This window comes from Salegentibacter tibetensis, assembly GCF_020164485.1.
Classification (GTDB): Bacteria; Bacteroidota; Bacteroidia; order Flavobacteriales; family Flavobacteriaceae; genus Salegentibacter; species Salegentibacter tibetensis.
The window spans coordinates 23,712-37,669 of record NZ_JAIQZA010000008.1; the positions used below are offsets into that span (position 1 = coordinate 23,712).

Here is a 13,958-nt window from a genome sequence, read left to right on the forward strand (position 1 = left end):
TGTAGGAGAATGTCTTTGTTTTTACCACTGCAAACCGTTAAAAATCCCTAAATTTGCAGCCGTAAAAAGAGTTACTTCATGCAGAATAAAATAGCCTCTGTCATATTTTCTACACGTATAATGGCAGTCTTATTTGTGGTCTTTTCAGTGGCCATGGCGTTCGGAACATTTATTGAAAGTTGGTATAGTATTGAAACCGCGAGGGTGTTAATTTATAACGCCTGGTGGTTTGAAGCCATTATGGTGTTTTTTGTGATTAATTTCGCTGGAAATATTAAGCGTTATAAGCTTCATCAACGAGAAAAGTGGTCTTCACTATTAATCCATTTGTCATTTTTATTAATTTTAGTAGGGGCTTTTATAACCCGTTATATAAGTTACGAAGGGGTGATGCCTATTAAGGAAGGCGAAACCACGAATATTATGCTTTCAGAAAAAACCTATCTCACTACATTTATAGATGGGGAGATTGAAGGTGAACCCCGACGAAGGGTTCTGGAGGAGCCGGTACTTTTCGCTCCTGAAACCGAGAACGATTATGTACTGAATACCGATTATAATGGCCAGCCCGTAACCATTGAAGCTACAAATTTTATCTATGGCGCTAAAGAAGAGTTGGTACCTGCCGAAGACGGCATAAATCACCTTAAACTCGTTGAAGCCGGGGGTGGAAATCGTCACGACCATTATATAAAACAGGGGGAAGTTCAAAATATACATAATGTTTTATTTGCCTTAAATGAACCTACCGAGGGTGCCATCAATATTAATTATGACGAAGAGAGCGGAAAATACACTATAAATTCTCCTTTTGAAGGGGATTATATGCGAATGGCAGACCAGGAAAAAGGGGATTTGGTAAAAGATTCTACCCAAAACCTAATGCTGCGTTCTTTATATAATATCGGAAATATGCAATTTGTAATTCCGGAGCCGGTGGTAAAAGGAAAATACGATATCGTAAAAACCCCAGAAAAAACCGATGGACAAAGTGATGCCTTAAGCTTAAGAATTTCTTCTGAAGGCGAATCTGAAACAATAACCTTAATGGGAGGTCAGGGAATCCCCAGTGAACCTCAAAAAGTAGAGCTTGCAGGCCTCGAATTTTATCTGAATTACGGTAGTAAAGAGGTTGAATTACCTTTTGCTTTAAAACTCAACGATTTTATCGCCGATAAATATCCCGGAACTGAAAATAGCTACTCCGCTTTTAAGAGTAAAGTAGAAATTGTAGAAGAAGGGAAAGAAAATGTGCCTTATGAAATTTATATGAACCACGTTTTGGACCACAAAGGATTTAGGTTTTTCCAGGCCAGTTTTATGCCAGATGAAAGCGGAACAGTCTTATCTGTTAACCACGATTTCTGGGGAACCTGGGTTACTTATATTGGATATTTTCTACTCTATTTAGGCCTGATGCTTATTTTATTTGATAAAGGATCCCGTTTCGGAAACCTCAAGGAAATGCTGGAGAAAGTAAAGAATAAAAAGAAAAAATTAAGTACGGTACTTATTTTCTTTATGGCTACCGGGTCTATGTTTGCGCAAATCCCCGGAGACGAGCACGAACACGCGGAATCGGCTAAGAGGGAAGTAGATTCAATAATTAAAAGCAATGCGATAAGCGAAGAACATGCGGCTAAATTTGGCCGGTTGGTAATTCAGGATGTTGGCGGAAGAATGAAGCCTGCCAATACCTATTCTTCAGAATTACTTCGGAAATTAAGCAAATCTGATTCTTACGAAGGTTTAAGTTCAGACCAGGTTTTGGTCTCGCTAACCCAAAACCCAATGATTTGGTACAACGTACCAATTATTTATGTTGAAAAAAAGAACGATAGTTTACATAACATTCTTGGCGTAGCGCAGGGTGAAAAATATCTAACCCTAAGCAGTTTCTTTGATGATATGGGGAATTATAAACTATCCCCACTTTTGGAAGAGGCCTACCAGGCAGCGGTTCCCAATAAATTTCAGAAAGATTTTATTGAAACCGATAAGAAAGTAAATTTACTTTACCGGGCGCTTCAGGGTAAGATTTTAAGGATTTTCCCAATTCCGGAGCACGAAAATAATAAATGGGTTTCCTATCCTGAATTAGAGGATGAAGGAGTGGTATTTAAAGGAATGGATTCGGTGTATACCAAACAAATCCTTCCGCTTTATATGACCTCCCTTTCTGATGCGGTTGAAACCGGGGATTATTCTAAAGCAAATCAGTTTTTGGAAAGTATAAAAGGATTTCAGAAGAAATTCGGGTCAGAGGTATTGCCTTCAGAAGATAAAATCAATGCAGAGATCGCTTATAACAAATACGATATTTTCAGGAACCTTTTCTGGATGTATATGGTTGCCGGCCTCTTTATGCTAGCTATTGTTATTGCCAGAATCTTTAAAGAGAATAATGTCACCAAATGGCTGGTTAAAATCAGTTCCGGGGTTATAATATTTCTCTTTATATTGCATACATTAGGATTAATTGCAAGGTGGTATATTTCAGGCCATGCGCCCTGGAGTGATGCCTATGAGTCTATGATCTACGTAGCCTGGGCCACGATGTTCTTTGGTTTAGCCTTTGGAAGAAAAAGTACCTTAACCATTGCATCTACAGCCTTTGTAACCTCAATGATCTTAATGATCGCTCACTGGAACTGGATGGATCCTGCGATTGCAAACTTACAGCCAGTATTGGATTCTTACTGGTTAATGATTCACGTTTCGGTAATTGTAGGAAGTTATGGTCCATTTACCCTGGGAATGATCCTGGGTGCCGTAGCATTGTTCTTAATGATTTTTACTACGGAAAAAAATAAAAAGAAAATGGATCTCAATATAAAAGAGATTACCATTATTACTGAAATGGCTTTAACAGTAGGTTTGGTAATGCTAACTATTGGAAACTTCCTTGGAGGACAATGGGCCAATGAAAGTTGGGGGCGTTACTGGGGCTGGGACCCTAAAGAAACCTGGGCTTTAATTAGTATAATGGTCTACGCTTTTGTAATCCATATGCGTTTGGTTCCCGGGCTAAGAAGTAGATGGTTCTTTAATCTTATGGCCGTTATATCTTTTGCTAGTATTTTAATGACCTATTTTGGGGTGAACTTCTATTTAGCAGGTTTACACTCTTATGCAAGTGGTGGCAAGGTGATTACACCAACCTTTATCTATTATTCGATAGCAGCGGTAGCAGTGCTTGGAGCAGTCTCTTACTGGAGATTCCAGAAGTTTTATGCGAAGAAAAGCAAGAAGAAAATAGAGAAATAAGTTTTTGATATAAAAGAAAAAGGGCTGTTTGAAAGTTTTAAAGAACGTCATCCTGAATTTATTTCAGGATCTAAATTGTTGTTAATCGAAACATATTAGAAGCTGAACCAAGTTCAGCTTGACGAAACAAGACAATCAAACAGCCCTTTTTAATTCTTAGAAATACTAAAACTATTTAATATTCCCAACCATATCTTTAGGTTGTACCCACTCATCAAATTGTTCTTCGGTAAGGTGACCTAATTCAACGGCTGCTTCTTTAAGTGTTGTTCCGTCTTCGTGTGCTTTATTCGCTATTTCAGCAGCTTTATAATAACCTATTTTAGTGTTTAAAGCGGTAACTAGCATCAAAGAATTATTTAAATGCTCCTGGATCCTTGGGGTGTTGGGTTCAATTCCGCGGGCACAGTTTACATCAAAAGATACACAGGCGTCTCCAATTAGTTCTGCGCTTTGCAATAAGTTAGCCGCCATAACCGGTTTAAATACATTTAATTCAAACTGGCCCTGCATTCCGCCAACACCAATAGCAACATCGTTACCCATCACCTGAGCGCAAACCATAGTTAAAGCTTCACATTGCGTAGGATTCACTTTTCCGGGCATAATAGAGGATCCCGGCTCGTTTGCCGGAATATTGATTTCTCCAATTCCACTTCTTGGACCAGAAGAAAGCATTCTAATGTCATTCCCTATTTTATTCAGGGAAACAGCTAATTGTTTTAAGGCACCGTGAGTTTCTACAAAAGCATCGTGTGCAGCAAGCGCTTCAAATTTATTTCCTGCAGAAATAAATGGTAATTCAGTGAACTTTGCGATAAATTCAGAAACCCTTCTAGAATATCCTTTTGGGGTATTTAAACCGGTACCTACGGCAGTTCCACCAAGCGCCAATTCAGATAAATGTGGAAGTGTATTTTCAAGAGCCTTAATTCCGTAGTCTAATTGGGCAACATAACCACTAAATTCCTGACCCAGGGTTAGGGGAGTGGCATCCATAAAATGCGTACGTCCAATTTTTACAACTTCCTTAAATTCTTCTGATTTTTTCTTTAAAGTATCACGAAGTTGTCTCACCCCGGGAAGCGTAACTTTTATGATTTTTTGATAAGCCGCGATATGCATTCCGGTAGGGAAGGTATCGTTAGAAGATTGCGATTTGTTTACATCGTCGTTAGGCTGAAGTGTTTTATCGCCTTCTCCCAAAGTATTACCTGCTAATTGGTGCGCACGGTTAGCAATAACTTCATTTACGTTCATATTGCTTTGGGTGCCGCTTCCGGTTTGCCAAATTACCAACGGAAACTGATCGTCGTGTTTACCTTCCAATATTTCATCGCAAACCTGAGCGATATAATCTCTTTTGTCTACGTGCAAAACCCCTAATTCACAGTTAGTATAGGCCGCTGCTTTTTTAAGGTAAGCAAAACCGTAAACTATCTCCAGCGGCATGCTGCCGGCAGGTCCAATTTTAAAATTATTTCTGGAACGCTCGGTTTGAGCACCCCAGAGTTTATCGGCCGGTACCTTTACATCTCCAATTGTATCTTTTTCTATTCTATAATCCATAAAGTATATTATTAGTTGTGAGACAAATTTACAAGTTAGCGGCTTTTTAAAAGTATAAATACGAAGAATTTAGCTTATAATTTTTCTGATTTTAATCAGGGAGTTATGATTTTCTTATAATTTAATTGTGAAAAGCCGGCAAAGCTTAGTATATTTGACCAGATCAAAAAATTTTGATATTATGTTCGAATTCGATCAATACCTCGGTTTTCTGGCTTTCCTGGTTATTTTAACTATGGGATTCTGGCTTATGATTTTCCTAATGGCTATTTTGCCCTATTGGATAGGCGGTTCGGTTGTTGAATTGCTTAAAGAAAAGAAAGAAGCAAGAAAAAAAGCTAAAGAAGAAAAAGCATAAAAAATGGGACAATTAACGTCCCTTTTTTTATGCTCGATTTTTAAAAATTTAAACTAAAAAACCGGCTATCCAGATAGCCGGTTTTTTAGTTCAGACTTATCCTTCAAATCCCGGATCATCCATATCTCCATTTCTACCATTCCGTCTTTGTTCACGTTTCTGCTGATTAAATCTGTAAATCACAGAAAAGGTGATTTGACGTTGTCTCCATTGAAATTCACTTTCACGGTTAAAGAATTCGGTAGAAGTTAATGATCTCCGCTTTCTGGAATTCAATAAATCCCTAACATTTAAAGAAAGAGTAACAGTCTCATTCAGGATTTCTTTACTTAAGGCAAGATCCAATGAAAATATCCCTTTGTTTTTGGTTTGCGCATTTTCTTGCGGTCCACGATAAAAAGCGTTGGTTTGCCAGTCTACAGCTCCGGGAAGCTCTACTTTAGAACTGAACCTCGCAAACCAGCTGGTGTTTTTTGCTCCGTAATCTACTCCGTTAAATTCTCCTTCTGTTTCAAACTGGAAGAAGTTAAAACTACTGTTTAATCTTAACCAATCTGCCGGGTTATAAAGAATTCCAAGCTCGGCACCTGTTCTTTTGTTCGTAGCAAGGTTAATAGGAATGGTTCTAATAATATCAATACCATCTGTAGTTACCTGCCCGGTGTTCTCTTCAACTCGTTCAAAAGAATCGGTTTCGTGCTGATAATATACGGAAGAAGTCAAGGTAAGTTTATCCCAACGTTTTAAATAACCAAGATCAAATGCGCTGGCAAAGGCAGGCTGTAAATTAGGGTTTCCCTGGAATACATTAGTTCGACTTGAACGGGATGGAAAAGGATTAATATACCAACCCCGGGGACGGTTAATTCTTCTATTATATCCTAAGGTTATATTTTCTTCACGGCCACCATCACTTGCTAATTCGTAAATTAAATTAACCGTGGGAAAAAGACCCAGGTAATTATTATCAAATTCAGTTTGAATAGGGAATCCATAAGCTGCAACCAACTCTTCATCACTTAGTCTTGAATCTATATCACCTTTAAGTTGCGTATTTTCAAGACGAAGTCCCAAAAGAAAAGAGAACTTTCCGAATTTGGAGCCGTATTGGGAATAAAGGGCATTTACATTTTCAGAGTAATCAAATACGTTGGTAAGGGTATCGTTGGTAACAAGATTTCCTGTGGTAAGATTTTCTTGTTGTAAGCGATAATCTGTAATCTCATTTTCAAAATTACCGCGATAACCTGCTTCAAACCTTGCATCTTCACCTAGAGGTAACACATAATCAGCCTGGATTAAGTATTCATTTTTACTTTCTTCAGCATAAACTTCTTCTCTTTGAAAAGGCGTTGGGTTAGCTTCGTTTGATAAAACATAATCTTCGGTTATAATTGTATTTTGAACCTCTGCATCATTTTCATATTGAAAATCGGCCGTAATTTCGTGGCCTTCATCATTAAATCGGTTAATATAATTTAAAGCGATTTGGTAACTATTGTCTTGTTCGCTTTGTAGCTCACGTCTAAGTGTTGTTTCAACAAGATCGCCGCTTCTAAATCTATCACTATCATTAAGAGATGTATCTTCATCTTCCCCGTATCGGTAAAAAATGCTGGCGGTAATGGAAGATTGTTCATTAAGAAAATATTCCATACCCACATTCCCGTTATAATTTCGGTTTAGTCGCTCTACTTCCCGATCTTCCCGAATTCTATTGAATTCTGGTGGAACAAGCTCACCATCGTCATTAAAACGTCTTAAATATTCTGTATCGCTAAAACTATTTTGAGGTGCATCAAAATAGCGCCATCCAATGTTACTAAATAGGTTGTAATTATCGGTTCTGTAATTTAAGTTCGCTGAAATCCCTGCATTGTCCGGATGTCCAATATTCATATTAAGGGAACCATTAAAGCCTAAAGTTTCTTTTTGCCTTAAAATAATGTTCAAGATACCTGCGGTACCTTCTGCATCATAACGTGCAGATGGAGAAGTAATAACTTCTACACGTTCAATCGCTTCAGCGGGAAGGTTACTTAATACGTTCGTATCTCCGAACCCTGCCATTGCCGATGGTTTTCCGTTAATAAGAATTCTAACATTCTGGTTTCCCCTAAGGCTAATTCCGCCTTCCACATCTACAGAAACAGATGGTACGTTATTAAGAGCATCACTTACTGTACCTCCGGCGGTGGTAAGGTCTTTACCAATATTATATATTTTTTTATCCAGTTGAACACTAACCTGTGTAGTTTCAGCCTGAACTAAAACCTCGTCAAGGCTATCTGAATCCAGCCCCAATTGAATGGTTCCTAAATTAAGGTCTGAATCAATCTTGCGATTATTAAACCTTTTGGTTTCGTAAGAGATAAATTCAACTATAATATTATAGGTGCCTTCTGGCACTTCTATAGAGAAGTTCCCCCGGGAACCTGTTACGACTCCGGTAACATCTGCAGGGTCGCTGGAATTAACTACTGATACGGTTGCAAACTCAAGAGGAGCATCCATCTCGGTATCCATTACTTTTCCGTTAATTTTATATGGCCCCGATTGGGAGAAGCCAGTAAGGCTAAAAAAAAGAAATAACGCTACACAGAGCGTAGGTAAGATTTTGGTGGTCATAGAAAATTTTATTCTTTGACCGCAACTTTCAAAAATGGTTTAATAGGAAATCGGTTAAACTCGCGTTAAATGCGGGTTTTAAATGTTAAAATAGTTTTTTATTGTTGAACCATAGGACCTAAGACTTCCGACTAATTCTTTTATTTAATTCAATATATTTTTCAAACTGTTTGTCGGTCATCACTTTTTGAAGTTTTTTATGTTCTGCCTGCTGAATAGATTTTAGTTTTAAAATAATTTCATCTTCAGTTAAAGCCGTGGCACTAAGAATTTCATTTTTCTTAAGGGTATATTCAATGATAAGATCTTCTAACTTACCGGTTTGCTCAAAATCGAGTTCTAATTCTTTCTTCCAGGTATAAGCTAGTTCACGAGCAATCTCAATTAGTTCTTTCCTACTTTTCTTGTGAAGATAAAATTGAGAAAATATAAATCCGGACACCAAAAAACCGGCGGCACCAATTATAGCTATTTTATGTTGAGTTTTCATTTTTTGTTGGTTTGGTTTGCCAGAGCATTAATCTAATAAATCTTCAATTTTAGTTCCCGGACGACCTACTACCGCAGAATTTTTAGTTTCTACGATGGGGCGTTCAATCAATTTTGGATTTTTTGCCATAACAGTAATAAGCTCTTTATCGCTAAGATCTTTGTTTTTGTATTCTTCCTTCCAGATCTTTTCATTAGTTCTAATTAACTGCATGGGATAAAAACTTAATTTATCAAGAATTTGTTTTAATTCGGATTCAGAAAGTGGCTCTTTTAAATATTCTCTAACCTGATATTCTTTTCCAGAATTTTTAACTAAGTCTAATCCTTCCCTTGATTTTTTACATCTGGCATTGTGGTAAACAGTAATCATTATTTTTTGTTTTGGCTACTTTAAAATAAACAATAATTTCTAAATCTAAAATATATAGGCATAAACTTATCAATCTTCCTGCCGTTGTCCCATCATCATTAAAAAAGCTTTTAGGAAAATATCAATTTCCCCGTTCATTACAGCGTCTACATTTCCGGTTTCTTCTGCGGTTCTTACATCTTTTACGAGCTTATAGGGATGCATTACATAATTTCTAATTTGCGAGCCCCATTCAATCTTCATCTTAGAATCTTCAATTTCCCTGCGTTGTGCTTGTTGCTTCTGAAGTTCGATCTCATACAACTGACTTTTTAAAAGCTGCATGGCCTTGGTTTTGTTTTCCAGCTGAGACCGGGTTTCAGAATTTTCTACAACAATCCCGGTAGGGGCGTGGCGCAACCTAACCGCGGTTTCTACCTTATTTACATTTTGTCCTCCAGCCCCAGAGGAACGCATAGTTTCCCAGGAAATTTCAGAAGGGTTTATATCAATTTCTATAGAATCATCGGCTAACGGATAAACATAGACTGAAGCAAATGAGGTATGCCTTTTCGCATTACTGTCAAATGGGGAAATTCGTACCAACCTGTGGACACCATTTTCGCCTTTTAACCAGCCAAAAGCAAACTCTCCTTCAATCTCAAGAGTAACCGTTTTAATACCGGCAACATCACCGGCCTGGTAGTTGAGTTCTTTTATTTTGAACTTGCGTTTTTCTGCCCACATAAGGTACATACGCATAAGCATCTCTGCCCAATCACAACTTTCGGTTCCGCCAGCGCCTGCCGTTATTTGTAGTACCGCGCTTAATTTATCGCCTTCTTCAGAAAGCATGTTTCTAAACTCAAGATCTTCGATAAGATCTAAAGCCTGCCTGTTTTTTTCTAAAACATCTTCCTGGCTGGCATCGTCTTCCTTATAAAATTCATAAAGAACCTCTAAGTCTTCTACCTGGGTTTGAGCCTTTTCAAACTCTTCAACCCATTGTTTTTCAGAATTAATTTCACGCATAAGTTCCTCAGCTTTTTTGGGTTCATCCCAAAAGTCCGGAGCAAAGGTCTTTTCTTCCTGATTTGAAATTTCTATTTTTTTGGCATCAATGTCAAAGATACCTCCTTAACGCACCAAGGCGCTCTCTGAGATCTTTGATCTGCTCAATTGTTATCATATAGCTTAAATTTAAAGGTAAAAATAGAATTTAAGACTGCGCCGGGAAAGTATTTAACGATATTTTTATAGTTTTAGGGATTCCTATAAACACCAAAAATGAAGCGATTTTTACTTATTTTACTGTTAGTCAGTTTCTCAGTTCCGGGAACGGCCCAATTTCTTTCCGAAAAAGAAAATCTTCAGGAATATGAAGGCTTTTTTAATTTTCATTATAATGAAGATAAAGATGAAATTTACCTGGAGGTAGATAAACTGGACACCGAATTTTTATACGTACACGCCTTAACCAGCGGACTTGGTTCTAACGATATTGGTTTAGACCGTGGACAGCTGGGAAATGAAGCCGTGGTTAAATTTCAGAAAGCAGGAAATAAATTATTGCTGGTACAACCCAATCAAAAATACAGGGCTGAAACAGAAAATGAATTGGAGAGGCGAAGTGTAGAGCAAGCCTTTGCAAAATCGGTGGTTTATGGTTTTGAAATTAAAGAGGAAAAAGATTCGATTTACATTATAGATTTCACGCCCTTTTTAATGGAAGATGCGCACGATGTTGCTGGCCGACTTAAAAAAGGGGATTATGGAACTTACAAACTCGACAAATCTAAAAGTGCGCTGGCTTTAGAACGCACCAAAGCCTTTCCCGAGAATGTAGAATTTGAAGCTTTGCTTACTTTTGAAGGGGAACCCAAAGGTAGAACTGTTCAAAGTGTAGCTCCCAATGCTAAAAACCTTAGTGTAATACAGCATCATTCTTTTGTGGAATTACCCGACGATAATTATGAAAAACGAATTTTTGATCCGCGTAGTGGTGCAATTTCTATATCCTATTTAGATTATTCTACACCGGTTTATGAGCCTATAGAAAAGAAATTCGCAATTCGCCATCGCTTAAAAAAGAAAAATCCAGAAGCTGAACTTAGTGAGGCTGAAGAACCTATTATTTATTATCTGGATCCGGGAACTCCTGAACCGGTAAAATCGGCTTTGTTGGATGGTGCACGCTGGTGGAATGAAGCTTATGAAGAAATTGGTTATAAAGATGCTTTCCAGGTGAAAATGCTACCCGAAGATGCCGATCCACTAGATACACGATATAATATGATCCAATGGGTACACCGTTCAACCCGCGGTTGGAGCTATGGCGCCAGTGTTGTAGATCCCAGAACCGGTGAGATTATAAAAGGACATGTGAGTTTAGGAAGCTTACGAATACGTCAGGATTTTATGATTGCTCAGGCATTATTAAATAAACCTTTTGCTGAAAGTGATGAAAATCACGCAAAGATGATGGAATTGGCCATTGCCAGGATTCGGCAACTTTCTGCTCACGAAGTTGGCCACACCATTGGATTTGCTCATAATTTCTCGGCAAGCGTAAACGAAAACGCCTCTGTAATGGATTACCCGCATCCACAATTTAGTATGGAAAACAACGAAATAAGTATTGCAAATGCTTACGAAACCGGTATTGGTGACTGGGATAAAGTAACCGTAAAATATTCGTATGCCGATATTCCTGAAAACACATCTGAAAGGGAATTTCTAAATTCTGTTTTGGATGAAGCGCATGAGGCCGGGCATCAGTTTATTTCAGATGCTGATGCCAGGGCGCAGGGAGGCGCTCACATTAACGCACATCTTTGGGATAACGAAAAAAATGCAACTGAAGAACTGGAAGAAATCTTAAAAATCAGGAAAAAAGGGATTGAAAATTTTTCGGTAGATAATATAAGGTCCAACGAGCCTTATTCGGTTTTGGAAGATGTTTTCGTTCCCTTGTATTTTTTACATCGTTACCAGGTGGAAGCTGCAGTAAAAATTATTGGCGGACTTGATTATAATTACGCGGTAAAAGGAGGAAAGGATAAGCTATGGGAAAGTGCAAACTCAAAAATGCAGGAAAATGCGCTTAATTCAATTCTAAACACCTTAGATGCCGAAGTGATCGCCATCCCGAAAGAAAAACTCGAATTATTTCCACCACGCGCTTTTGGCTATAATCGTAGCAGGGAATCTTTCAAAAGCAATACCGGCGTAGCATTTGACGCACTGGGGGCACCGGTAACCTCTGCTAATTTATCACTTTCCTTATTATTGCATCCGGAACGAATGGCGAGGTTGGTTCAGCAAAAGGCATTGAATAAAAAACAAATGGGACCGGAGGAAGTATTGGAGGAATTAATCAAGAAAACAATAAAAAAATCGCATCGGGACGAATATTTAAATGAAGTCCAGCAAGCCGTAAATTACCAGGTATTGTTGCAGTTGATTAAATTAGCCGAAAGCGAATCGGCTACGGCTAAGGTTAAAGCTGTGGCCAATGCCCAAATTGATGAATTGAAGGATTGGCTAAGAGGAAAGGATGAGGCATTGCATCAGCAAATGTTTCGGGAAATTGAAAACTACCGGGAAAATCCGGAGGAATATAAAACCAAATTAAATGTTCCTGAAATACCTGATGGAAGTCCAATTGGGAGTTTTAAATGTGAAGGGATGAATTTTAATATTGAGGTTGAATAGATTATTTCCGCCGCAGTTTATCCCGTTTTTTTCGAGACGGAAATGACCAGAAAACAAATAAAAGATTTCCGCCTTCGCGGAAATGATAAATGATATTTATGAAAGAAATAGACTTAAGAAGTGATACGGTAACCCGCCCTACGAGCGGAATGTTGAAAGCAATAATGAGCGCTGAAGTTGGCGACGATGTTTATAAGGAAGATCCTACGGTAAATGCCCTGGAAGAAAAACTGGCAAAAATGTTCGGGAAAGATGAAGCTTTATTTTTTCCTACCGGAAGTATGGCCAACCAGGCAGCTATAAAGTTGCACACTCAACCGGCCGAACAGCTTATTTGCGATAAATGGGCGCACGTTTTTAATTATGAAGGTGGTGGTGCTTCTTTTAATAGCGGGGTTTCCTGCAAACTGGTAGACGGTGATCGCGGGATGATTACTGCTGCCCAGGTGGAAGAAAACATCAATCCGCCAGATTTTTATCACAGTCCTTTAACGAGTTTAGTTTGTTTGGAGAATACCACCAATAAAGGTGGCGGCGCTTGTTACGATTTGAAAGAAATCAAGAAAGTAAGGAAAGTTTGTAATACTCATAAACTTGGTTTGCATTTAGATGGCGCACGTTTATTTAATGCTTTGGTTGCTAAAAATGAAGACCCGAAAGATTACGGGAAATTGTTTGACACTATTTCGGTTTGCCTTTCTAAAGGACTGGGAATTCCTATGGGATCGGTACTTATTGGTGATAAAGAAATTATGAAAAACGCCATTAGGATTCGTAAAGTTTTAGGCGGCGGCATGCGTCAGGTAGGTTTTATGGCAGCTGCCGGAATTTACGCCCTGGATAACCACGTAGAGCGCTTAGCCGAAGATCATAAAAGAGCTTCAGACATTGCCGAAACTCTTAATGCTGCAAACTATGTAGGCGAAGTGGAGCCTGTAGAAACTAATATCGTTATTTTTTACCTAAAAAATGCTTCAGATGAAGTCGCTTTTATGAAAAAGCTTCAACGGGAAAATATCAGAATAAGCAATATGGGACAGGGAAAATTGAGGATTGTCACGCATTTGGATTATTCCGAAGAAATGCATCAGAAGTTTTTAAAAGTACTTTGGGAAACCAAATTATAGAAGAAATATCTTAATTGTTGCAATAAAAAGACCTCACAGGTTTTCAAAATCTGTGAGGTCCTAATCTTCAACAATAAAAATCCTATTTGAACTGGTCTAAACCAGGAATATCTGGCATTCCATCTTTTGCCACTGCAGCAAGTTCGGTTTCCTGGATTTCTGAAGCTCTGCTTATCGCTTTATTCAGAGTCAAAACCAGGTAATCTTCCAGCTGCTCTTTATCTTGCATCAATTCGTCTGCAACGCTAATATTTTTGATTTCACGTGTAGCGCTAATAGTAACTTTTAAAAGTTCATCGCTGGATTTTTCCTCTATAGTTACCGTTTTTAGTCTTTCTTTAGTTTCTTCAACCTTTTCCTGGGTTTCTTTGATTTTATTCATCATACCCATCATATCTCCAAACATAGTCTCTTTTTTTTAAATTTCAGTAAATACAAAAATACTAAATTACAG

10 protein-coding genes are annotated in these 13,958 nt (G+C 38.2%); 4 read left to right on the forward strand and 6 right to left on the reverse strand.

What is annotated here, in order from left to right; all coding sequences use genetic code 11:
- Positions 1 to 78 precede the first annotated feature (78 nt).
- Positions 79 to 3,267 (forward strand): cytochrome c biogenesis protein CcsA, encoded by a 3,189-nt coding sequence (gene ccsA, locus LB467_RS05765; RefSeq protein ID WP_224473078.1) that lies wholly within the window; start codon positions 79 to 81, stop codon positions 3,265 to 3,267.
- A 171-nt stretch (positions 3,268 to 3,438) separates the two neighbouring features.
- On the opposite strand, the gene fumC is transcribed toward ccsA, so the two are convergent.
- Positions 3,439 to 4,836, reverse strand: coding sequence for a class II fumarate hydratase (gene fumC / locus LB467_RS05770; RefSeq protein WP_224473079.1), 1,398 nt, complete (start codon positions 4,834 to 4,836; stop codon positions 3,439 to 3,441).
- A gap of 154 nt (positions 4,837 to 4,990) precedes the next feature.
- Here fumC and LB467_RS05775 point away from each other — a divergent pair, with 154 nt between their 5' ends.
- Positions 4,991 to 5,194, forward strand: a complete 204-nt coding sequence (locus LB467_RS05775) for a hypothetical protein (RefSeq protein ID WP_224473180.1) — start codon at positions 4,991 to 4,993, stop codon at positions 5,192 to 5,194.
- Between the two features lie 96 nt (positions 5,195 to 5,290).
- Here the strand turns inward: LB467_RS05775 and LB467_RS05780 are convergent, their stop codons facing one another.
- The 4 genes from LB467_RS05780 to prfB all read right to left on the reverse strand — a co-directional run bounded on the left by LB467_RS05780 (position 5,291) and on the right by prfB (position 9,852).
- Complete coding sequence (locus tag LB467_RS05780) at positions 5,291 to 7,822, reverse strand: TonB-dependent receptor domain-containing protein (protein ID WP_224473080.1); 2,532 nt, start codon at positions 7,820 to 7,822, stop codon at positions 5,291 to 5,293.
- Positions 7,823 to 7,940: 118 nt separating this feature from the next.
- Positions 7,941 to 8,312, reverse strand: a complete 372-nt coding sequence (locus LB467_RS05785; RefSeq protein WP_224473081.1) for a hypothetical protein — start codon at positions 8,310 to 8,312, stop codon at positions 7,941 to 7,943.
- A gap of 27 nt (positions 8,313 to 8,339) precedes the next feature.
- A complete protein-coding gene (gene arsC, locus LB467_RS05790) occupies positions 8,340 to 8,684 on the reverse strand; it encodes an arsenate reductase (glutaredoxin) (RefSeq protein ID WP_224473082.1) in 345 nt (114 codons plus the stop codon).
- Between the two features lie 69 nt (positions 8,685 to 8,753).
- Positions 8,754 to 9,852, reverse strand: a protein-coding gene (gene prfB / locus LB467_RS05795) for a peptide chain release factor 2 (protein ID WP_224473083.1) whose coding sequence is annotated in 2 segments (ribosomal slippage) — positions 8,754 to 9,788 and positions 9,790 to 9,852 — 1,098 coding nt in all. Because the reading frame shifts where the segments join, the coding sequence is not laid out codon by codon here.
- A gap of 98 nt (positions 9,853 to 9,950) precedes the next feature.
- Here prfB and LB467_RS05800 point away from each other — a divergent pair.
- Positions 9,951 to 12,377, forward strand: a complete 2,427-nt coding sequence (locus LB467_RS05800; RefSeq protein WP_224473084.1) for a zinc-dependent metalloprotease — start codon at positions 9,951 to 9,953, stop codon at positions 12,375 to 12,377.
- 98 nt (positions 12,378 to 12,475) lie between these two features.
- The gene (locus LB467_RS05805; RefSeq protein WP_224473085.1) at positions 12,476 to 13,504 is read left to right on the forward strand and encodes a threonine aldolase family protein; all 1,029 of its coding nucleotides are present in this window, start codon (positions 12,476 to 12,478) and stop codon (positions 13,502 to 13,504) included.
- Positions 13,505 to 13,586: 82 nt separating this feature from the next.
- Here the strand turns inward: LB467_RS05805 and LB467_RS05810 are convergent, their stop codons facing one another.
- Positions 13,587 to 13,910, reverse strand: a complete 324-nt coding sequence (locus LB467_RS05810; protein ID WP_224473086.1) for a YbaB/EbfC family nucleoid-associated protein — start codon at positions 13,908 to 13,910, stop codon at positions 13,587 to 13,589.
- Between the last annotated feature and the right edge of the window lie 48 nt (positions 13,911 to 13,958).

Excerpts from the sequence above, each read along its gene's own strand:
- ccsA (WP_224473078.1), top strand. The coding sequence starts at position 79 with ATGCAGAATAAAATAGCCTCTGTCATATTTTCTACACGTATAATGGCA.
- arsC (WP_224473082.1), bottom strand. The coding sequence starts at position 8,684 with ATGATTACTGTTTACCACAATGCCAGATGTAAAAAATCAAGGGAAGGA.
- LB467_RS05805 (WP_224473085.1), top strand. The coding sequence starts at position 12,476 with ATGAAAGAAATAGACTTAAGAAGTGATACGGTAACCCGCCCTACGAGC.
- LB467_RS05785 (WP_224473081.1), bottom strand. The coding sequence starts at position 8,312 with ATGAAAACTCAACATAAAATAGCTATAATTGGTGCCGCCGGTTTTTTG.
- LB467_RS05800 (WP_224473084.1), top strand. The coding sequence starts at position 9,951 with ATGAAGCGATTTTTACTTATTTTACTGTTAGTCAGTTTCTCAGTTCCG.
- LB467_RS05810 (WP_224473086.1), bottom strand. The coding sequence starts at position 13,910 with ATGTTTGGAGATATGATGGGTATGATGAATAAAATCAAAGAAACCCAG.
- LB467_RS05780 (WP_224473080.1), bottom strand. The coding sequence starts at position 7,822 with ATGACCACCAAAATCTTACCTACGCTCTGTGTAGCGTTATTTCTTTTT.
- fumC (WP_224473079.1), bottom strand. The coding sequence starts at position 4,836 with ATGGATTATAGAATAGAAAAAGATACAATTGGAGATGTAAAGGTACCG.